18 protein-coding genes are annotated in these 20972 nt (G+C 53.0%); 10 read left to right on the top strand and 8 right to left on the bottom strand.

Going from position 1 to position 20972, the window contains the following annotated elements:
* Positions 1-506: 506 nt before the first annotated feature.
* Complete coding sequence (locus BQ5456_RS06255) at positions 507-1505, top strand: hypothetical protein (protein ID WP_071129233.1); 999 nt, start codon at positions 507-509, stop codon at positions 1503-1505.
* Positions 1506-2085: 580 nt separating this feature from the next.
* On the opposite strand, the gene BQ5456_RS06260 is transcribed toward BQ5456_RS06255, so the two are convergent.
* From BQ5456_RS06260 to BQ5456_RS06290, 7 genes are all read right to left on the bottom strand, one after another.
* Positions 2086-2730 carry a MusI family membrane protein gene (locus tag BQ5456_RS06260; RefSeq protein ID WP_071129234.1) on the bottom strand — a complete coding sequence of 215 codons (645 nt, stop codon included), beginning with the start codon at positions 2728-2730 and terminating at the stop codon, positions 2086-2088.
* 35 nt (positions 2731-2765) lie between these two features.
* Positions 2766-3815, bottom strand: a complete 1050-nt coding sequence (locus tag BQ5456_RS06265) for a LacI family DNA-binding transcriptional regulator (RefSeq protein WP_071129235.1) — start codon at positions 3813-3815, stop codon at positions 2766-2768.
* A gap of 102 nt (positions 3816-3917) precedes the next feature.
* Positions 3918-4829, bottom strand: a complete 912-nt coding sequence (locus BQ5456_RS06270; protein WP_071129236.1) for a carbohydrate ABC transporter permease — start codon at positions 4827-4829, stop codon at positions 3918-3920.
* Entirely contained in the window at positions 4826-5671 is an 846-nt protein-coding gene (locus BQ5456_RS06275) for a carbohydrate ABC transporter permease (RefSeq protein WP_071129237.1), read from the bottom strand. The genes BQ5456_RS06270 and BQ5456_RS06275 overlap by 4 nt, the downstream gene beginning before the upstream one ends.
* A gap of 229 nt (positions 5672-5900) precedes the next feature.
* Entirely contained in the window at positions 5901-7229 is a 1329-nt protein-coding gene (locus BQ5456_RS06280; protein WP_071129238.1) for an ABC transporter substrate-binding protein, read from the bottom strand.
* 265 nt (positions 7230-7494) lie between these two features.
* On the bottom strand, positions 7495-8751 hold the full coding sequence (locus tag BQ5456_RS06285; RefSeq protein WP_071129239.1) for a C40 family peptidase: 1257 nt from the start codon (positions 8749-8751) through the stop codon (positions 7495-7497).
* 259 nt (positions 8752-9010) lie between these two features.
* Positions 9011-9559, bottom strand: a complete 549-nt coding sequence (locus tag BQ5456_RS06290; RefSeq protein ID WP_071129240.1) for an inorganic diphosphatase — start codon at positions 9557-9559, stop codon at positions 9011-9013.
* Between the two features lie 125 nt (positions 9560-9684).
* On the opposite strand from BQ5456_RS06290, the gene dacB reads away from it, so the two are divergent.
* The 9 genes from dacB (at position 9685) to BQ5456_RS06335 (ending at position 19546) form a co-directional block, all read left to right on the top strand.
* Positions 9685-11127, top strand: a complete 1443-nt coding sequence (gene dacB, locus BQ5456_RS06295; protein WP_071129241.1) for a D-alanyl-D-alanine carboxypeptidase/D-alanyl-D-alanine endopeptidase — start codon at positions 9685-9687, stop codon at positions 11125-11127.
* Positions 11124-12233, top strand: coding sequence for a tRNA lysidine(34) synthetase TilS (gene tilS / locus BQ5456_RS06300; protein ID WP_159428771.1), 1110 nt, complete (start codon positions 11124-11126; stop codon positions 12231-12233). Before dacB ends, tilS begins: the two co-directional genes overlap by 4 nt.
* Positions 12234-12242: 9 nt before the next feature.
* Complete coding sequence (gene hpt / locus BQ5456_RS06305; protein WP_071129243.1) at positions 12243-12794, top strand: hypoxanthine phosphoribosyltransferase; 552 nt, start codon at positions 12243-12245, stop codon at positions 12792-12794.
* A gap of 154 nt (positions 12795-12948) precedes the next feature.
* A complete protein-coding gene (ftsH, locus tag BQ5456_RS06310) occupies positions 12949-14946 on the top strand; it encodes an ATP-dependent zinc metalloprotease FtsH (protein ID WP_071129244.1) in 1998 nt (665 codons plus the stop codon).
* A 3-nt stretch (positions 14947-14949) separates the two neighbouring features.
* Entirely contained in the window at positions 14950-15516 is a 567-nt protein-coding gene (gene folE / locus BQ5456_RS06315) for a GTP cyclohydrolase I FolE (RefSeq protein WP_071129245.1), read from the top strand.
* Positions 15517-15615: 99 nt separating this feature from the next.
* Complete coding sequence (folP, locus tag BQ5456_RS06320) at positions 15616-16500, top strand: dihydropteroate synthase (protein WP_071129246.1); 885 nt, start codon at positions 15616-15618, stop codon at positions 16498-16500.
* Positions 16491-18419 (top strand): 2-amino-4-hydroxy-6-hydroxymethyldihydropteridine diphosphokinase, encoded by a 1929-nt coding sequence (folK, locus tag BQ5456_RS06325; RefSeq protein WP_071129247.1) that lies wholly within the window; start codon positions 16491-16493, stop codon positions 18417-18419. The genes folP and folK overlap by 10 nt, the downstream gene beginning before the upstream one ends.
* 4 nt (positions 18420-18423) lie before the next feature.
* Positions 18424-18918, top strand: coding sequence for a DUF3180 family protein (locus BQ5456_RS06330; RefSeq protein ID WP_159428772.1), 495 nt, complete (start codon positions 18424-18426; stop codon positions 18916-18918).
* Between the two features lie 22 nt (positions 18919-18940).
* Entirely contained in the window at positions 18941-19546 is a 606-nt protein-coding gene (locus BQ5456_RS06335; protein ID WP_071129249.1) for a hypothetical protein, read from the top strand.
* Here BQ5456_RS06335 and radA read toward each other — a convergent pair.
* Complete coding sequence (gene radA / locus BQ5456_RS06340; RefSeq protein ID WP_071129250.1) at positions 19533-20936, bottom strand: DNA repair protein RadA; 1404 nt, start codon at positions 20934-20936, stop codon at positions 19533-19535. The genes BQ5456_RS06335 and radA overlap by 14 nt on opposite strands.
* Positions 20937-20972 lie beyond the last annotated feature (36 nt).

The raw sequence follows: 20972 nt of genomic DNA on the forward strand, positions 1-20972 counted from the left end.
ATACGTTTACCTAAGCAAAGAAAAAATCTGTGCCTATCTGCTAAAACAGTGGGCGTTGACAATAGGAGATGTGGGACTTTAGTGCCGTAGCTGGGTCGGCTTGCCTGCGCTGCAAAAGTCCACTTAACGTGCGTAATTGCCGTTGGAAAACCTATAACACTTTCGAGGGCGGACTATCGCCCTACAATCGGGCGGGTGTGAGGAACTTTTTGAGAGCTAGGGTGCTTACGGCTTTAGCAGACATAGCTCTCGAGGTCGGGTGCAACCTTGTGAGCGTTAAGGGTTTTAGGGGGCAGAGGGGAAACGCCGGACCGAGAAGCGCCAGTCGGCGCTGAGGCCGCTCGTAGCGGCAATTTTTGGAGCCCGGGGCTAAACGGTCCGACGCCCTTATAGTCTAGCGAAAGCCGCCAACCCTTGCATCTGGCGCAGTGGGGTACAGAGCTTGCAGGCTGAAGAATGTTTAACTTTCTTTGCCCTGGGAACAGCAATGTAGCGATAATAGAAAGGTGATTAACACTGCCCGTAAATACCGCTTGCGCCGCCTGGCAGCACTGGTGATACTGGTAATCCTGCTGGCAGTGATTTCCCTGGTAGCAATGCTGATTTATGGATTTATTAAACCAGAAAAAGTTGCTACTCCCACTCCTGAACCTACTATGCCGCCGGTTAGCGCGGAGGGTTTTGATGCCACCAATATAATCAGCGAGGCGGAGTTTACTCGGTGGGATTCTCTGTCTGCCCGGCAAATCCAGGCATTTATTACCGATTGGGGATACGGATGTCGCCCCGGAAAAGCGAAAGAAATGCCGGAGAATACCGGCGTAACGAAGGCGGCTATAGGAAGTGACAGTCAGCAGGTAGAGGTGCCTTGTCTTAAAGATTTTCGAGGACGGCTAGCTGCCCGGGATGCTGATCGCTACTGCCCGCAAGCCCTACAGGGCGGACAAGACCTTAACGCCGGAGAAATCATTGCCCAGGTTTCCCACAGTTGCCAGATTAATCCGAAGGTTATTTTGGTGACTCTGCAAAAGGAACAGGGACTGATTACCACCTCCTCCACGCGTCTAACTCCTACCCGCTATCAAATCGCTATGGGCTATGCCTGCCCGGATCACCAGCATTGCGACCCCCAATTTTTTGGCTTTGGTACCCAGGTTTATTACGGGGCGCGCCAATTGCGCCGTTACCAGGCGGATCCCCAACAGTACCTGGTGCAGGCAGGAAAGTCGGTAACTTTAGGGTTTGGACCGGATTCACGCTGTAACAGTGGGGACATCACCGTCAAAAACTGGACGACCGCCGCCCTCTATAACTACACTCCCTATCTAGTCTCCGAGGACGCGCGCGCCGGGCTCAGTCACGAGTGTGCGCAGGCGGGAAACCTGAATTTCTACAAGTTTTACAAAGCCTGGTTTGGTGATCCCGTCAAAGGTAATGGGGAAGTGCTTACCCGCAAAGCCCTGGCGCAACGACAGGCGCAGCAAAAGGCAAAAGATACAAATTAGCGACGGAATCCCCAGAAAAGTATTCAGTATTTATGCTGGCTAGTGCTATAATTGCGGCGAGCGTTTGCAAGTTGGCGCTCTGGCGGGACGTTTTGGGAGGTGTCCTGCTCTCAGGGGAGGATGCCAGGTATTTTCCCCTAACTCGGATCCCTACCGAGCTGTTCTAGGGACTTGGGGGCTCAGGCAAGATGCCTGAGCCCCCAAGTAATTCCCCTCCCAGTCTTGGATGCCTCTTTCGGCGTGTTTCGGGCTACCGTAGGCTCTCGAGGTAACGCGCGGAGGCTATATTCATCCTCTCGCCCAAAAACTCGAAAAAGACCAGGTCTTTTTCGAGTTTTACGCCCGCCTAGCCGGATCGGACAAATATAGCCTCCGCGCTCACTGGGATTGCGCGCAAGGGTCGCGGTTTGCATGCGGGGAAAACTCAGACCTCGCGTTTAAAAGTATCAGGCGCAAGGGTCGCGGCCGGTAAAAGATACGAGAGGGGCTTGAGCTGAGCTTTGCGAAGCTCATGGGGTCCCCGGAGTGCTTTTACCGAGCCAGACCTGCCGCAAGTGCTGTACACGTAGAATCTGAAGGCTTAGTCGGTGGGGTCGGGATTTTTTAGGGCGGATAGGGGAGCGTTTAGAACCAATGCCTGCAGGTAGAAAATGAATCCCGTGCCGAAAAGAGGCATCAAGATTATGCCACTCCAGAAGAGGCTGGGGCGCAGATAGAGGACTACTAGCGGCAGGATTGCGAAAAGCAACGCGCCGAGGGTACGTGGCAAGTGTCCGATGGCGAGCAACGCGGCGTTGCGCAAAGTTTGGGTAAACGAGGCTGAGAACTGAGAGGTGTACGCAAAGAACCAGATACCCACGGCAGTTATCACTGCCATTCCCAGCAGGACTCCCGCGCGCATTATTAGCAGCCAAGTGGGGGAGGCTGGCAAGTGCTTGATTAGTTGTATCTGGTAGGCGCCTACTAGCAACAGGGCGAATAATATAATTCCCCCGCCAAAAGCACCCCGGAAGTCAGCGCGAAAACGCCGCCAAAAAGTAAAACCGGGTCGGGAGCCCTCTTCCCTTACAATCTGGAAAAGCACATAAAAGCCAGCACTTATAGCTGGCCCTATCGTTATTACCGGGAGGGAAGCGACGGTAATAAAGGCGCTGACTATCGCCACATCTGCGATTAAGGTCAGCACGGTCGCAAATGATCCGTAATGAGAGAAGAATCGGTTCATAGTAGCTCTAAACTATCGCTAACTGCTGGAGGTGGCTAAATGTGAGGAGCTGGACCAGTGGATTCACCAACTAGCAGTTTGCCTTGCAATAGTACCTGCGGATTTTCCAGAGGTTGCTTTTTTAATTTCGCAAATAGCAGGCGACAGGAGTTTTCAGCTATTTCGTGAATAGGTTGCTCAATGGTGGTTAGCGCGGGATTGGTGTAGCGGGCAAACTGGATACCGTCAAAACCGGTTACTGACACTTGGTGCGGAATTTCTAGACCCGCATCAATCAACGCCTTTTGAGCGCCTAAAGCAATCACATCACTGATCGCCACGACTGCGGTAAAAGGTACCTGCCGAGCCAGTAACCTGCGTGCCAGCTCATATCCATAACTGAAGGAATAGGGGTCATCGCCTTCGCCACCCCTAACAATCAAACGCTCATCAGCGCTAATCCCGTGGGTTTTCAGGGCGGAGATAAATGCTTTTTCTCGAATGGCTCCTACTGAACGTTCTGCCTGGTCGGGGCCAAGAAAAGCTATCTGACGATGCCCTAGCCCGGTGAGGTGTGAAACGATTTGAGAAATTCCGTGGGCTTCATCGACGCTGACGGCAGCAATGGAACTATCCCAGGCGGGAGCAGGGGGGATGGTGCACAGTACGAAGGGGAGGGGAAAATTGTTGAAAATAGCAGTGGATTCGCGTGCCTCTCCCCCCAAGAAAAGTACCCCGGCGGCTTCGGAATCTTGATAGGCTCCGCGTCCGATATTTACTTCGTCCTCTTTATGGGTAATCCGCAACAGTGACATTTGGTAACCATGCGCGCGAATGGCTTGTTCTATCGGGTCGATAAGGGACAGGAAGAAGGGGTTCGAGGGACCCTTCATTACTACGGCAATGTTGTTTAGGTGTTGAGCTCGCAGGGTTTGAGCGTGGCGATTGGGCTGGTAGTGCAGGTCTTTGGCAATTTTGAGGATTCGTTCCCGGGTGGCGGGGGATATCTCGCTTTGATTATTGAGGGCGCGTGAAACGGTGGTAATCCCGACCTGGGCGGCGGCAGCGACGTCCCGGATAGTCACGGCGGGCGACGGATGCGACATGGAAATAAATCCTTAATTCAAATAAGTATTCTATGGCTGTTAACGATAGCAGGGATTGGGGTGGAAGTATTTTTCTTCCACCCCAATCCCTGAGTGAAGGTTTTAGCCTTTGACGGCGCCGGCGGCGACACCTTCGATAATGTACTTCTGCATGAAGATGTAGAAGATAACAATCGGGATAATCGCCAATACCAGCATTGCCATGAGGGCGCCCATATCCCGGTTACCGTTAGAGCCCAGCAGGAACTGCACCACGATCGGGATGGTGCGGTATTCACTGCCCGGCCCCAAGACCAGGTTGGGGAGTAGGAAGTCGTTCCACACCCACATGGTGTTAAGGATGGCTACGGTAATCGCCGTGGGCTTGAGCATCGGCAGTACCACCCGGAAATAGGTTTGTACCGGGTTGCATCCATCGATAGTAGCCGCCTCTTCAATATCAACCGGAATCGATTTCACGAATCCAGCGAACATAAAGACGCTGAGTCCTGCCCCGAAGCCCAGGTAGAGCACCATCATTCCCAGGGGATTACCTAGACCCAAGATGCTGGATACCTGCACCGTGGGGAACATAACCATCTGGAAGGGAATCACCATCGAGAATACAAAAATGTAGTACAAGGCGCTAGTCCACCAACTCTTTACCCTGGTGATGTAGTAGGCAGTCATCGCGCATAGCATCACGATGATCGCTACCGATCCGATAGTGATTACGAACGACCACAGAATCGAACTAAAGAAATTCGAAAGCTGCAGACCAGTTACGTAGTTCTCAAGCCCTACGAAAGTATCTCCCCAAGGTAAGCCGAAAGGATTGTTCGACAGTTCGAACTTCGACTTGAAGGAGTTCATAACTACGAACAAGATTGGCCCAAGGAACACGCAGGTCAAGAGAATTAAGATTATGTATAAAATAATCTTGCCAATCGGGTTGACCCCGGAATCCTTGGTACCCTTAGCAGGTTTTTGCTTAGCAACAGGCTGCACGGAGGCAGCGGTAGTAGCGGTGCTCATGCTTCAATCTCCCTTGAACGAGTTGTCCGTAGCTGGAACATGGCGATAGCCACCACGACTACTACGAAGATAACTGCTTTGGCTTGGCCAACGCCTTCCATACCTACCTGGTTAAACATGGAGTTAACGATGTTCAGGGCAACCATCTCGGTTTTCCCCGAGGGTGCGCCGGCAGTTAACGCCAGGTTCTGGTCGAACATTTTGAAAGTGTTCGACAAGGTTAGGAAGAGGCAGATAGTAATGGAGGGCATAACCATCGGAATGGTGACGTTGCGCAATACCTGCCAGCGGCCTGCTCCATCAATTTCTGCAGCCTCGGTGAGTTCTGGAGGAACGTTTTGCAGACCGGCAATGTAGATAATCATCATGTAGCCGATTAACTGCCAGTTAATCAGAATAATTAATCCTGCGTAGCCGTATTTCCAGTCTGTAACTAGGGTCGCGCCATAGTTCTGCAAAAAAGCGTTGATAATAATTTGCCAGGTGTAACCCAAAACGATGCCGCCGATTAGGTTCGGCATAAAGAACACAGTACGGAAAAAGTTAGTACCGCGTAGTTTGCGAGTTAGTACCCAGGCGATCGCGAACGCAAAGAGATTTACGGTAACGATGGAGACGACAACCACAAGTACGGTGAATAGGAACGCAGAGGTAAACGTGTCTCGAGAATTGAAAATTTCTGTGTAGTTCTTGATTCCGACAAAGGTCGCATCGGTGATAGTGGTGAATTCACAAAAAGATAGGAAAAAACCAACGATGAACGGTATCAGAAAGGCGATCAGAAAGGCTGCCAAGGTGGGCAGCACAAAAAGTGGAAAATAATATTTTAAATTCGACTTCATTGTCTATCCATTTCCTTTGACCGGTGGATAAAAGATTTTAGCAAAAACTGGGTTTACTGAAGATATTCTAGCTGGTACCGAGTTGATTTGCCACTAGTTGTGCCTTTGAAGGCGGGGAATGTATAGCTGGCAAGGGGAGGTGGCAGATAAGAACCGGGCGGTTCCCATCTGCCACCTTGTCCCTTGTAGGGCATTCGCCCTCTTTTATCTAACCGAGGTTATTTCTCAGTTATTTCTTTTCGGCGGCCCAACCGTCTTGGAAGTTCTTAACTACCTTGTTCCAGTCCAGGTTGCCAATGGCGTACTGTCCTAGATCCTGGCCAAAGTCGTCCTTAAACTTCTGCGACGGATAAGTGGTGAATACCCACGGTACAGTTTCCAGTTTGTCGTTGCTAATGGAAGCCGCAATTTCCTTGGCTAACGGGTCGTTCGGAATCTCGTCAGCAGAGAAAGCCTTGAAGGGGGCGATAAAGCCGAGGTCTTCCACCACGAACTTCTTGCCCTGGGGATCGGAGAAGAGCCAGTTGATGAAATCAATGGTGGCCTTCTGATCAGCCTCGGAGGCCTTAGCGTTAACCGCCATGAAGGCTTCGGTACCTACGCACAGACCCTGCTTTTCTTCACCCTTGTGACCGGTGTAGATAGGCAGCATCTTAATCTTGTCTTCCTTAACTACGTTGCCTTTCTCTTCGGCGACCTGGCTCCAAGCCCAGTTACCGTTCTGCACCATAGCGGCTTTACCCTGCGCAAACTCAGCCATAGAGTCGGCTACGTTCTTGTTAGGAGTTAGCTTGCGGTCAACAGTGGAGTTATCCAAGTAGAGGTCGAAAATATTCTTGAACTCTTTATTGTACTTGAATTCTGCCTTGGCTTTATCGGTTACCTTGTCGTCCTGGTACTCGTAGTACATGGGGATGTTAGACAGGTGGGTCTGCCAACGCCAATCTTCACCTTTAGCTAGCGAAGTGGAGGCAAACACCCCATCAATTCCCAGGTCAGCTTTATGCGCCTGCATATCTTCAACAACTTCTTTCAATTTGGCGAAGTTATTGATTTCATCCATCTTGGTAGCTTTGGCGCCCGGCATAGCGAAGTACTTGTCCATGATTTCTTGGTTGTAGACAATGCCGTAACCTTCTACTGCCAGCGGCACGCCGTAAATCTTGCCGTCTTCGCCCTTAAGTGCCAGGTTGGGATCATTTAGATCTTTGGCGAACTTGGTGTCGGTGAGGTCAGCAGTGTATTTCTGCCAGCTCTTCAGACCAACTGGACCGTTCACGTTGAATAGGGTGGGAGCGTCAGATTTAGCAACTTCCGACTTTAGCTGCTGTTCATAGTTTCCAGAACCCACGGTTTGAATTTTGACTTCTACACCCTTGTCTTTGGTGTAGGCTTCAGCAATTTTCTTGAAGGCTTTTTCCTGTTCTGGTTTCCAGTTCAGCATATAAACCTTGCCCTTGCCATCGCCAGCGTCAGAGCCTGAAGAACAGGCTGCCAAGCCGGTCAACGCAAAAGCGCTGGCAACGAAAGTTGCCAGAATACGAGTTTTCCTTGACATTAACGTCCCCCTTTGGACCATCGATTAACAAGTGTGGGTAGGGATCCCACACTTCATCGGAAACGTTTCCGATGAACATTTATACCGTATCAGTTAGAAGCGCTTAAGGGAAGTGGCAACCCCAAAATCGTTATCGTCTTGTTAACTTTTGGGATTATTTTTATTTACAAAAGGAGTAAAAACGGCGGCGGCGCGGGGAAAATCCATCCGCGCCGCCGCCCGGCATTGCAATTTTCAGTTATTTATCAGGGGGTAATTGATTCTTTTAGAGCACCCGGACGTAGACCGGATTTCCGTAGACTTTGGCAATCCTTACTTTGTCACGCGGCTTGGGGGCGTGAATCATATAGCCGTCGCCCAGGTAAATCCCCACGTGGTGGTTGTAGTTCACCATATCGCCTGGCAGAGCTTGCGCCCTAGAAACCCGGGTACCGACATTCCTTTGCGCCTGGGAAACACGGGGGAGCTTTATCCCGACAGAGTTCCGGTAGACGTACTGAACCAACCCGGAGCAGTCAAAGCCCGCGGGGGTGGTGCCGCCCCATACATAGGGAACCCCTAAGAACCGGTTGGCATAGGCAACCACCGCTGCCCGGGAGCCGCTGGTATTAGCAGTCGTAGAATTTGACCGGCTTTGCGAACGCGCTTGCGAACGTGGTGTAGCTTGGGCTGGTCGTCTCTGGCTACGGGCAGCAGGTCGCTGCTGAGCGCTTTGGGTAGCGGCGCGTAAAGCTGCCTGTGCGGCGGCTTCCTCGCGTGCCTTCTTTTCGGCAGCAATCTGTTCTTGACGCTCTTTTTCTGCCTGCTCAGTTACCCCTCGCGCCTCCGCTAGCTTCGTAACCAGTTCCTCGCGCTGGGCGCTCAACTGTGTCAACTTGCTCTCTGCTTCGGCTTTTAGCTGGTCGGCTGCATCTTTTTGCACCTTGACTTCTTGGGCTGCCTGCTCTTTTTCGTCCTTGGCGGTGTTGGCACGCTCCTGGAGTACCCCGGCCACTTTAGAGATAGAGTCAAAAGTCCGCATCTGGGCGTCAGCCTTGGAACCAAATAGTTCAACGGATACCTTTCTCATTTCCACAGTCTGCAGACCATCGGCATTGAGGTAAGGGGTCAGCGAAGACAGTGATCCTTGGGTGGTGTAAACCGTACGTGCCAGCCCGGCAAGAGCCTTGCGTGCCTGCTCCACCTTTTCTTGAGCATCCTTAGAATCCTGAGCGGTTTTCTCTGCTGCCTGCTTGGCAACTACCAGGTTAGAAATGGCGTCGTTATAGCTGGCTTCCGCGCTCTCTGCGAGATCCCGAGCATTTTGAGTTTCGGTATTCACCTGAGCAAGTTGCGCCTCAATGGCGGCTACCGAGTTCGCGGCGTTGCTTTCTGCAGCTTTAGCGGCATTTACCTTGTCGTCGGCTGGTGAAGCGAATGCTGCCGGCGCAAATATAGAAGCAGACGCTGCCAACGCAAAACTGGCCGAGATAACCAGGGCGCGCCTTCCTGCTTTTCTTCCCGCATATATGTGGGGGTTCATAGTTTTCCTCCTAGAGCGACTTTGGGAGTTATAAGTCGGACTAGGTGCCACAATACCGCTCTTTTGCACCTCTAACAACAACTTTCACATTAACAACACGTATAACAGGGCGGTGAAATATGAGGTTTCGGTAATGAAACCCGGTTTTTGGTGGAGAAATGCTGAACTTTTAAAGTAAAACACGCGAGAAACACCTAAGTGTGAAATAGCTCACTAAAAGCTATTTTTGGTGTTTCTCGCGTGCTTAATAAACAGAAAGCTATTCGGTAATCTGCCCATCGAAGAAGTCGGCAACTAAACCAAAATACTTCTTGCCATTCTCTGCTTCCCATTCCTTCATACGTTCCCGCGAGCGGAGAATCTCGGCTTCAGCCTCTTTACGCCCTACCCAATGGGCACCCTCCACCGATTTGCCCGGTTCCAAATCTTTATAGACCTCGAAGAAGTGCTGGATTTCCAGGCGATGGAACTCCGAAATATCTTCAATTTCGGTACGCCAAGAGGCGCGCTGATCGCCAGCAGGAACACAGAGAACCTTGTCGTCACCACCGTTTTCATCCCGCATCCGGAACATTCCCAGCGGGCGACAGCGAATCACACAACCGGGGAAAGTGCTTTCTTCCAAAACCACCAGCGCATCTAGGGGATCTCCATCCTCGCCCAAAGTGCCATCAATAAAGCCGTAGTCATCGGGATAACGAGTGGAAGTAAACAGCATTCGATCTAGCCGAATACGACCAGTTCCATGGTCAACCTCGTACTTATTGCGGTTGCCTTTCGGAATCTCGATAGTAACGTCAAATTCCATTTCCGTTCCCTTTCCCGCCTTGGCAGGCGAAGTATGCGACAATCGGAGCGAAATCAATAGCGCCGAAGTCATGGCGTCTGTTTTATATTTAAGAATACGTGGAAAATCTGCCAGCGAGGGGAAAAATGCGAAAATCTGTACTTTTACCGCTGATTCTTTTGCTTGGCTTACTGTTGGGAGGCGTGGGGTACGGCGTTATGGACGCCTATAATCTGGTGCCTGGGGTTCTTACTTTAGAAAACCGCTCCGTTGACCTTCCGGAAGGTGTGCAACTCGAAGTAGCTGAAACCGCAGTTGCGGCCCCGAAAGGGATTGATAAAAGTGCTAGAGAAGTTACCTCTACCCAGGTGCAAAATCTGCTCGCAGAACTGGAAAAACAAGCTCAAAGCGGAGCCTCTTCCGGGGGGCAGAATGAGCAAAACATAGAACAACCCCCAGTAAATACTGGCGCCAGAGTGGGGGCAGTGGTAATCGACACCGTCAGTGGGAAGACCGTCGCCCAATTAAATGGGGAACAAGCGATGACTCCCGCTTCCTCCAGTAAAGTGGTGGCGGCCGCTACCGCGCTACACACCCTCGGGCCGCAGTACCGTTTCACTACCTCTGCGCACTTAGCGGGAGAAAAGCTCTATTTACGAGGCAACGGGGATCAGCTGCTGTCCTCCGGTGCCGGAGATTCTGCCGCTATTACCGGGCATGCGGGACTGGGGGATTTAGCTGCTGAAACCGCGAATAAACTAAAGCAAAAGAAACTGACTTCGGTGCGGCTTTTTCTGGATGAAACTGTTTTTGGGGAACAAGCTGAGCTACCAAACTGGGTAGAGCAAGCAAACACTCAGTACGAAACAAAACCGGTGCCGCTGGCAATTCGCAATGGACTAGCGCATCCTGAGCTTACCTACGGATATGTGGAAGATCCCGCGCTGGCCGCCGCCCAAGAATTCGCGGCACGACTCAAGGAACAAGGCATCGAGGTTGGTGAGGTCGCGCGGGCAGAAACCCCCAAGGGTGCCGCTAAAGTAGCCCAGGTAAAAAGCGCTACCCTCCATGAAGTTACCCATGACACCCTGAAAGAATCTAACAATATGCTGGCAGAAGTGCTTTGCCGAGCGTCAGCGGTGAAAGCAGGAACCGGCGCGAACTTCCCCGGAGAAATAAAAGTAGCGCAAAAAGTTTTGGGGGAAATGAAGTTAGAGGGGGCAGATTTCCAAAACCAAGACTGTTCGGGGCTATCAACCGAGAATAAAATTAAACCCGAACTGTTGGCTTCGTTAACCCAGCGCGCTGCACACGGTGGTGACCAGCAGTTACGTCCGTTGGTTTCTTCGCTGCCAGTGGGGGCTTTGGATGGCACTTTGCATGATCGCTATTTGGGAAAAACAGCAGCCGGGAATGTACGCGCCAAGACCGGATCTTTGCAGGCAGCAAGGTCTTTGACCGGTCTGGTAACTACCAAATCTGGTAGAACTCTCACCTTTTGCGTGATTGTCGATTCCTTTAAGGAAGGATCAGGTGGGATTGCGCTGACCGCCATCGATAATTTTGTAGACGGATTGGCGGGTCTGTGAATCCAGCAGCGACCACTGGCGCCGGGGGACGGCTAGAAAGAGCTGTTCTGGCACAGTTAAAGCACCTTGAACAAACCTATCCCGGAGCGACTTTGCTGGTGGCCTGTTCAGGTGGGGCAGATTCCCTAGCGCTAGCCGCCGCATGTGCACGCCTGGCGCCCGCTCGTACCTTTAAATTAGTTGCTGCTACTGTGGATCATGGCTGGCGTCCAGAATCTGCCGCTCAAGCCAGGCGGGTGCAAGAAATACTTACCGGATTAGGCTACCGGCAGGTCGCCCTATTGGAGCTATCCCGTCAAGAAGCAGGTGGCGGTAAAGAAGGCGCGGCGCGCAAAGGACGCTACCGGGCATTAGTCGCAGAAGCCAGCCGCTACGGAAAGCTGGGCTCCGAAGTGTTTATCCTGCTGGGGCATACCCGCGACGACCAGGCAGAAACCGTGCTGCTAGGGCTGATTCGTGGCAGTGGACCGCGCTCGATTGCCGGAATGCGCAGCTGGGGTAGGAACGAAAAAACTCAAGAAAAAGTTGCGTCCGAAAGTCAAATAGGCAGTCAGGCAGGCTATTTACGACCGCTCCTAGAGTTGCCCCGCCAGGACACGGTTGCTGCCTGCCAGGAGTGGAGACTGCCCTATATTGATGACCCTTCGAATTATCCCGATGGTCCGGTTAAGGCCGTGGACGGATCTCCGCTGCGTCGCGCCGCCTTGCGTCATCAGGGACTCCCCGCCCTCGAAAAGGCTTTAGGGATGGATCCGCGACCTGCCCTGGCGCGTACTGCTGCCCTTTTGCAGGCAGATTTAGATGCTCTCGACACCTTAGCTGAATCCTGGTTTACGCAGGTTAAAAGGGAAAAACCCGAAGGAGTGAGGCTGGAAACTAGGCAGCTGCTTTCCCAGCCAGCAGCCATTCGCAAACGAGTGTGGCGCCTGGCAGCACTGGCGGCGGGAGCGCGAGCCTCAGACCTGCGGAAAGTACAACTAGATGCGGTGGATTTCTTGGCTACCGCGCGCCGAGGTACCGGTCCAATCCAGTTGCCGGGAAAGATAAATTGCACCCGCGAAGCTGGAAGCTATGAACTGTGCTTCCGGCGTGAGCCTAGGGGATAGACTGGAAAAATGGATGCAAACGATATGGGCGATGCGCTGGAGCGGGTATTAATCACCGAGCAGCAAATCGCAGACAAACTTGGGGAAATGGCAACTCAAATCGACCACGATTATCGCGGACGTGAGATATTGCTGGTAGGGGTGCTAAAAGGCGCCACGATGGTGATGGCGGATCTATCTCGCCTCATTCATACCCCCCTAGAAATCGATTGGATGGCGGTGTCCTCCTACGGGGCTTCCACCAAATCCTCCGGGGTGGTACGAATCCTAAAAGACCTGGATACTGATTTAGGGGGACGGGACGTGCTGATTGTAGAGGACGTGATTGATTCCGGTCTCACTTTGGATTGGCTCACCCGTAACCTGAGTTCCCGGGGCGCGGCCTCGGTAGAAATTGCGGCGCTACTGCGTAAACCGGAGGCAGCGAAAGTTGCAGTTGACGTGAAATATGTGGGATTCGATATTCCCAATGATTTCGTGGTGGGATACGGTCTGGATTATGCGGAAAAGTACCGGAATCTGCCATTCGTAGGCACCCTTGCCCCGCACGTTTACCAATAGAAATCCCCTTGGCAGTTGCGGAAACGCTGCGCCGAAAGCGTAAAATCTGGCTGAGGGCAACCAGAATAAGCAATTAGGAGGCAAACCGTTTAGGCTTGTCTTTATAAAATAACGCCGCCACGCGGCACCGGCTAATAAGGTATGAAACCGATAAATGGCGAATAAGAAAAAAGAAAATCAGAAGTTGTGGCTCAAATGGGGAATCCCGGCGATTCTAATAATCGCCGCATTTTGGGCGATTTCCCTGATAATGGCACCCACCATAGTTGACACCTCCGAGGGGATTGCGCTACTCAAAGGGAAAACTGTAGAGCGGGCGATAGTCAATGACGGCACCCAACAGGTAAAGCTAGAGCTAACGAAAAAGTACACCCCGAAAAACTTGGGGAAAGATGCCCAGGTGATTCCGCCGAGTGGCGCTAAGGAAGTCACTTTTACTTTCGTGCAGTCTCAGGCGGAGCAGATAAATGATCTCATCCAGGATGGGGATCTCAAGAAGGGCTATAACTCGATTTTCCCCACCGGTTCCTGGTGGTCAGCCCTTTTACAGATGATGATTCCCCTGCTGCTATTCTTCGCTCTTATCTGGTGGGCAATGTCCCGGATGCAGGGCGGGGGAATGCTGGGATTTGGCAAATCCAAATTTAAAAAGTTTGACGCCAGCGCCCCCAAGATTACTTTTGCCGATGTGGCGGGAGCCGACGAAGCGGTAGAAGAACTGCGAGAAATCCAAGAATTTTTAGGGAACCCCGCGAAATTCCATAACCTGGGGGCTCGGATTCCCAAGGGAGTTTTGTTGTGTGGTCCGCCAGGAACAGGTAAAACCCTGCTGGCTAAGGCGGTAGCTGGGGAAGCAAAAGTTCCCTTCTTTAGCCTTTCCGGTTCGGAATTCGTAGAAATGTTCGTGGGCGTAGGTGCTTCCCGCGTGCGTGACCTATTCGGACAGGCAAAAGAATCTGCCCCCGCCATTGTGTTCGTCGACGAGATCGATGCGGTGGGACGCCACCGCGGAACCGGTATGGGCGGCGGCAACGATGAACGTGAACAAACCCTAAACCAGTTGCTGGTAGAAATGGATGGGTTTGACGAGAACACTAACGTAATTTTGATTGCGGCCACCAACCGTCCCGATGTGCTTGATCCCGCACTGCTGCGCCCGGGACGATTTGACCGGCAGATTAACGTGGACGCCCCCGACATTAAGGGACGGAAAGCGATTTTGCAGGTGCATGCCAAAGGCAAGCCGATGACCACCGATGTGGATTTAGAACAGATTGCGAAGCGCACTCCCGGATTTACCGGCGCTGACCTGGAAAATGTGCTTAACGAGGCAGCACTGCTCACGGCTCGTTCCAATGCCGATTTGATTGATATGCGGGCAGTTGATGAAGCTATTGACCGGGTGATTGCGGGACCGCAAAAACGCACCCGAGTGATGAATGACCACGACAAACTGGTCACCGCCTATCATGAGGGCGGACACGCGTTATGTGCCGCTGCCTTGCGCTATACCGATCCGGTCACCAAAGTTACGATTTTGCCGCGCGGGCGTGCCCTGGGATACACCATGGTGATGCCGACCGAGGATCGCTACTCGCGCACTCGCAACCAGCTGCTAGACGAACTGGTCTATGCCATGGGAGGGCGGGTAGCTGAAGATTTGGTGTTCCTGGATCCTTCCACCGGAGCCTCCAACGATATTGAAAAAGCGACTGCTACCGCTCGCCGCCTAGTAACCGATTTCGGAATGTCCGATAAGGTGGGGCCGGTTAAGCTGGGCAAGGACGATAGTGAACCCTTCCTAGGGCGCGATGGTCTGTCTAGCAGGAACTATTCCGAGGCAGTGGCAGGCACCATTGACGAAGAAGTTCGTAGCTTCCTAGATAACGCCAACCGTGAGGCTTGGGAAATTCTTACTCGCAACCGAGGGATTCTCGATGATTTGGCTTCCCGCCTTATCGAAAAGGAAACCTTACTGGAAGACGAGCTCAAGGAGATTTTTGAGCCGGTGCAAAAGCAACCCGAACGGGAGGTTTGGTCGTACGGCAAAGAGGGGGCAGTGCCGGGAGCTGTAATCGGGCATCCGGTTAAGCAAACTCAAGAACCGGCCACTGCCCCGATTCCCGAGCATATGGAAGTAGAAGGTAAATAGCTGGTGAGTTATAACCAACTGGGGGTTGAACAGGCCATTCGTGACCTGCTGGTGGCTATTGGCGAAGATCCCGAGCGGGAAGGACTGCAGGAAACCCCGGCACGTATGGGCAGAGCTTGGAAAGAAGTAATGTCGGGGATGCACTCCGATCCCGCGGCGCCCTTAGAAAAACAGTTCCAGGTGGAAGATGACGAGATGGTGATGGTGCGGGGAATTCCTTTTTATTCCCTGTGCGAACACCACTTGTTGCCGTTTTTCGGAGTGGCGCACGTAGCCTATATTCCCCGTGATGGTCGGATTACCGGGCTATCGAAACTGGCGCGGGTGGTAGAGGGATTTTCCCACCGGTTGCAGGTGCAAGAAAGACTGACTGCACAGGTAGCAGACGCGCTCATGGAAAAACTTAACCCGCAGGGAGCGGCAGTAGTTATCGAGGGCGAGCATCTTTGTATGTCCATGCGGGGCATTAAGAAACCGGGGGCGCGTACCACCACCTCGGCGCTGCGCGGTTCTATGCGTTCAGACCCGCGTTCTCGAGCGGAAGTACTTTCGCTAATCCGTGGAAACTAGATGAGGCAAGGTAGCTGCGAATATCGGAAAAGAAAGAGAAATATGGCTTCAGCCTGTCTCCAGCCCCAAAGCTCGTTTAATGACAGGTAGGCTAGAATCATGAAGATTCTGGAGATTCCTGGCCTCTTGACGCCGGGACGTACCAAAGTCATGGGGATTGTTAACGTCACTCCAGATTCTTTTTCCGATGGGGGAGCCTGGTTCGACCCTGAAAAAGCGGTTTCCCACGCCCTCGAATTAGAAGCGGAGGGCGCCGATATTCTGGATATCGGGGGTGAATCCACCCGACCCGGAGCCAAGTCTCTAAGCCCCGCGCAAGAACAAGAACGAGTATTGCCGGTTATTCACGGCTACCTGAAAGCATCCCGGCGCCCCCTGCCTATTTCTTTAGATACCGTAAACGCGGAAACCGCTCAGGCGGGGATAGCCGCCGGAGTGCAGATTATTAACGATATTTCCGGGGGAATAATGGATCCGCAGATGCTGGCGGTGGTAGCGGAAAATGATGCCTACTATATTTGCCAGCATATGCGGGGAAATCCCAAAACCATGGACAGCTTGTGTGATTATGGTGGGGACGTAATCGGTGGGGTTTGTGAGGGTTTAAAGAAACGCGTTCAGGCCTGTGAAAAGGTCGGGGTTAATCTGCAGCGCCTGATTTTAGATCCCGGTTTAGGGTTCGCTAAAAGCGCGCAGCAGTCCTGGGAACTGCTCGGGAACCTCGATAAACTGGCGAAACTGGGGTATCCCTTGTTGATTGGGGCTTCCCGTAAACGTTTCCTAGAGATGGCAGTCCCTGCCGCCTGGGATAATCACCTGCCCGCAGGGGTGCAGGCGGGAACTGGGCGGCGCGAAGCAGCCACCACGGCGGTAAGTGCGCTGTGCGGGCAGGCAGGAGTTTGGGCAGTTCGAGTACATAAGGTCGCGGCCTCGCTGAGCGCGGTCGTAGCGGGGCAATTGTGGAGGGAAGCAAAATGTCGCTAAGCCAAGAGGAAATCAGCCAACGTCTGGAATATCTCGACCATATCAGCTTGGTGGGGATTCAAGAACGCGGACTACACGGGATGCTTGAGCACGAACGTGAAGATGGACAGCTTTTCTTGGTGGATGCGGATATTTACCTGGATCTGCGGGACGCGGGAGCCAGTGACCAGATCGCAGACACGGTGGATTACTCGCAGGTATCCAAGCTGATTAGCCGGATTATTACCGGTCCGCCCTGCGACCTGCTAGAAAAAGTTGCCACCCAGATCGCCGAAGAAACTTTACAGCTGGCTAGGGTAAAGGCAGTGCGAGTTTGTCTACATAAACCGCAGGCACCGTTGGGAATAGAAAAAGAGGACGTGGCGGTAACTATTTGGCGCGGCCTAGAGAATCTGCCACCCGAACCGGAAGTTTCCCAGATAGAAACAGCCGCCCTTGATTTAAACGAGATTCATGCGCAGGGTCCCGCAGATATTAGCGAAGGTCCACAGGAAGAATCTCAGAATCCTTTAGAACAGACCCCGGATTCTCCTCGACAAGCAGTAATCGCCATGGGTGGAAACCTTGGGGAGGTCAGTGAAACTTTCCGGAAAGTACTCGCTCAGCTCTCCCAGACCAGCGGAGTAGGGGTAGTGGAAGTCTCCCCGCTGGTGCGCACAGCAGCGGTATTGGGAGAAGGACAAGCAGAGCAACCTGATTATTTGAACGCGATAGTAATCGTTTCGACTATGCTTTCTCCCCTTGAGCTGCTGCAACTGCTACAAGAAATAGAGGATGAGCATGGCCGGGAGAGAAGCGAGCATTGGGGGGCGCGCACCCTCGACCTGGACATTATCGATTATCAGGGTGTTATCAGCGAGGATGAACAGCTAACCTTGCCGCATCCTAGGGCAAGCCAACGTGCTTTTGTACTCTTGCCTTGGTCACTGGTGGCGCCCACTGCCGAACTTGCAGGCGCGGGCGAAGTGGTGGTTTTAGCCGACTATGCCCCAGATCGCGATGGAGTAAAAGAGATTTACCCCGATTGGACATCCGATAGCCATTCACAAACTGAGGTGGGTACGGGATCTATGCCTTTACCACGGTGGTCAGCGGTTTCTCGTCCTTCGCTACCTCGGCGTGTTTTAGACGATGCCCGCGAACTCCATCCCAGCGGACAAATTCCCCAAGTTGAAGAGAAAACCGTAAAGACCACAGGTGGACAGGAAGATGGACAGGTGGAGGTACCATCCCTTCCGGTTTCCCCCGCTTATGCTCCAGCTCCGCCTCTTCCTGTAAGTTCCCAGCCGCTACCTAATATGGGTAACCAGGAACCCCCACAAGCAGTGGTTTTAGATGAGGGATTACCAGCAGAAGTTAACCAGGAATTCCCAGCAGAGCCGGCTGCAGTAGCAGAGAGAGCTAAAACCAGTCTCTGGAAACGAATTAAAGCGTTTTTTACCGGCAAAAAAATCGACCAGGAAGCCCCGGTAGCTCCGCTGTTACCAGCAGGTGAAGCCAGTGAAGAGCCAGCACTACCCAGCCCGGAATGGCAATCTGTACCCGCCGAAGAACACCAAGTAAGCGAAACTAGGCTTGAGCCTGAGGAAGCCGTTTCCGATGACCCCGAGGAAGTAGTTACTACAGAGCAAGAGGTAGAGGGCATCGAATACGGCAGTGGTCGCCATGCGGGGCGCCTGGTCACGGGGCCAATCCCGACTCTTGAAGATTCCCCTCTGCCGCAGTCGTTAGAGATTACTGCAGAACAGCTGCAGGCGGCTACCGATTCCCCCGCTAATGACAGCGAACCAGAACCTAAGGTGGAGCGACGTTCCATTTTGCGTCCTACTACCACCGGACCAATCCCGGTATCAAAGAAGGAACTCGATACTACCGATCAGCCCACCGCGGCTTTTAATCCGCTGCAGGATTCCGAGTGATAGCATGCGGCCACTACGAAAATTCACCTTGTTAGTGCTGGCGCTAGTAGCGCTGGTGGCTGGCTATTTTCTTAGCGATCTGGCGGTGAAAATGGGGGGCACTCCCCTCCAATTCAGCCCCATCTTGACCTTGCTGGTGTTTTGCGGGGCGGTTGTTTTAGGGATTTTCGGGCAGGCAGTTAAACGTTTGCGGGATGGAAAATCCTCTTGGATACAGTTAGCTAAAGCCCCGCTGGTGGCGCTGGTAGCCCAAGCCGCAGCCGTGTGGTCAGCACTGTTTATTGGATACTTACTCTCCCAGTTAATCCTGGTTTACCAGCTACGTCATACCGAAATGGCCGGTTCCTTTGCCGCTAGTACTATCGCTTTATCCCTAGCTAACTTGCTGCTACTGGTTATTGCGTTGCTGGTGGAATCTTGGTGCATCATCGACGATGGCGAGGACGGTCCGGCGGGCGGAAAAACAGCTCCCGGGGGTGCCAATCCGGCTTCTGTCTAGAGGGCTGGGGTAACCTGAGGACATGAGTCCAGACCACCCCCAGCGCCGCTCCGAATATACGCGTCCCTCACAGACAACTTTTTGGGTACGCCGGATAGTAGCCTTGCTAGTTTTGGCGGTGTTGATCTCCCTAGTAGTGCTGATAGTTCGTTTCGCCTGGTCATGGATGCAGGCGGCAGACGATAGTCAGCAGCGTGCCAAAGCGCAGCAAAGTAAAGAACAATTGGTAACCCAGCCAACCGCCTGCAAAATGAGCAATATCGCCTACAAGCTAGAGCCGGAAAAGGCGGAAAACCAGGTGGGGGCAGGAGTTAATTTCAAAGTAGTTTTACGTAACACCAAGGGTAATCAGCCCTGCACCATGAACGGCGCAATAGATAAGGTGGGCGTGAAAGTTATTACCGGCGAAGATACCGTTTGGGAATCTTGGAAATGCCAAGGAAAGGTTGACACCCAGCCCTTGCTGCTAGGAACCGGCATGGAATATAACACCACGATTACCTGGAACGGGAAAATCGTTGATAAATGTAAGGCTGGCGATATGGCGCAGACGGGAACTTATCAGGCGATTCCGGTGCTTAATGGTAAAGAAATCACCGACGGTAAAGAAGTCTTTACTTTGAAGTAGCCTCTCCCTCGGGCAAGGCGATCATAACTGCTTCAGCCAGGTTAGTGACTGGATGCAAGGTCATCCCTTTGGGGGCAGTAACTTCGTCGGCTCCCAGGCGGGGAATTAGGGCGTGGCGAAAACCTAGCCGCGCCGCCTCGGATAAGCGTCGCCCGCACCCCACGGTGGCGCGGATTTCCCCGGTCAGGGATACTTCTCCGATAGCCACCATTTTTTCTAGGGGAGGGCGCGACTGGGCAGCACTGGTGATCGCTAACGCCACCGCCAGGTCAACTGCCGGTTCGCTGGTTTTGGCTCCCCCTACGGTGGAAACATAAACGTCACAGTTAGATAGCGCGAGGCGCAAGCGGGCTTGTAGTACCGCCAGGGTCATAGCCACCCGCGAATAATCCAGTCCCGAGGTGGTACGCCTCGCCGATCCCCCCGACACCAGTGGAGACACTAAGGCTTGAATCTCGGTAGGCATCGGGCGCCGTCCCTCTAGGGTCACGGTTACGCAAGTACCGGGCACCCGCGAGGAAGTTTGCGAAAGAAACAGACCTGATGGGTCAGCTAAGCCGATAATTCCCCGCTCTACCAGTTCAAAACAACCAACTTCATCGGTAGCGCCATAGCGGTTCTTAACCGCCCGCAGCAGGCGTAGGCGGGTGTGGCGATCCCCCTCAAACTGAGTGACCACGTCAACTAGGTGTTCTAGGACGCGCGGGCCGGCAATCCCCCCGGATTTGGTTACATGTCCGACTAGCAGGATCGGGATTCCGCGGCTTTTAGCTACCTCGATTAAAGCCGAGCAGACCGCACGCACCTGGGTGACATTCCCAGCTTGCCCGCTGACCTGCTCAGAAGCAATAGTTTGTACCGAGTCAACTATTACCAGCGAAGGGGAGCATTGATCGATATGCCCCAGGACGTTTTCCAATTCGGTTTCCGCAGCCAGCAATAAATTATCTGCCAGGGCGTCAATCCGCTCTGCCCGCAGGCGTACTTGGGCAGCAGATTCCTCCCCCGTTACATACAGTACCGACTTGTTTGCCCAGCTAGAAGCAATTTTTCCGGCAACGTCCAAAAGTAGGGTTGATTTGCCGACCCCCGGTTCGCCCGCCAATAAAACCACAGATCCGGCCACTAGGCCGCCACCGAGTACCCGGTCAAGTTCCCCGATTCCGGTGGGGATAAATCTAGCGTCAGCAATATCAACTTCCTTGATGGGCAGGGCTTTTTTCTGGGGAGCTTTGCCCGCGATTTTATTTCGGGAGGAGGTATCCGCGGTTTCTGCGGGGATAGTTTCTTCGAGGGTGCCCCATGCTTTGCAGTTGCGGCATTGCCCCAGCCATTTGCTGGATTGCCACCCGCACTCGGAACATTGATAGCTAGTTTTTACCTTGGCCATGCCTTAACTCTAGCGCGGCGAGCCTTGGAAACATTC

The organism is Varibaculum massiliense (assembly GCF_900106855.1).
In the GTDB taxonomy this organism is placed as follows: domain Bacteria; phylum Actinomycetota; class Actinomycetes; order Actinomycetales; family Actinomycetaceae; genus Varibaculum; species Varibaculum massiliense.

Bases quoted from the DNA above. Each gene is read 5' to 3' on its own strand.
- BQ5456_RS06290 (WP_071129240.1), bottom strand. From the start codon at position 9,559: ATGGAATTTGACGTTACTATCGAGATTCCGAAAGGCAACCGCAATAAG.
- BQ5456_RS06270 (WP_071129236.1), bottom strand. From the start codon at position 4,829: ATGAGCACCGCTACTACCGCTGCCTCCGTGCAGCCTGTTGCTAAGCAA.
- BQ5456_RS06265 (WP_071129235.1), bottom strand. From the start codon at position 3,815: ATGTCGCATCCGTCGCCCGCCGTGACTATCCGGGACGTCGCTGCCGCC.
- ftsH (WP_071129244.1), top strand. From the start codon at position 12,949: ATGGCGAATAAGAAAAAAGAAAATCAGAAGTTGTGGCTCAAATGGGGA.
- radA (WP_071129250.1), bottom strand. From the start codon at position 20,936: ATGGCCAAGGTAAAAACTAGCTATCAATGTTCCGAGTGCGGGTGGCAA.
- BQ5456_RS06330 (WP_159428772.1), top strand. From the start codon at position 18,424: ATGCGGCCACTACGAAAATTCACCTTGTTAGTGCTGGCGCTAGTAGCG.
- BQ5456_RS06280 (WP_071129238.1), bottom strand. From the start codon at position 7,229: ATGTCAAGGAAAACTCGTATTCTGGCAACTTTCGTTGCCAGCGCTTTT.
- BQ5456_RS06335 (WP_071129249.1), top strand. From the start codon at position 18,941: ATGAGTCCAGACCACCCCCAGCGCCGCTCCGAATATACGCGTCCCTCA.
- BQ5456_RS06275 (WP_071129237.1), bottom strand. From the start codon at position 5,671: ATGAAGTCGAATTTAAAATATTATTTTCCACTTTTTGTGCTGCCCACC.
- folK (WP_071129247.1), top strand. From the start codon at position 16,491: ATGTCGCTAAGCCAAGAGGAAATCAGCCAACGTCTGGAATATCTCGAC.
- folP (WP_071129246.1), top strand. From the start codon at position 15,616: ATGAAGATTCTGGAGATTCCTGGCCTCTTGACGCCGGGACGTACCAAA.
- BQ5456_RS06285 (WP_071129239.1), bottom strand. From the start codon at position 8,751: ATGAACCCCCACATATATGCGGGAAGAAAAGCAGGAAGGCGCGCCCTG.
- BQ5456_RS06260 (WP_071129234.1), bottom strand. From the start codon at position 2,730: ATGAACCGATTCTTCTCTCATTACGGATCATTTGCGACCGTGCTGACC.
- dacB (WP_071129241.1), top strand. From the start codon at position 9,685: ATGCGAAAATCTGTACTTTTACCGCTGATTCTTTTGCTTGGCTTACTG.
- hpt (WP_071129243.1), top strand. From the start codon at position 12,243: ATGGATGCAAACGATATGGGCGATGCGCTGGAGCGGGTATTAATCACC.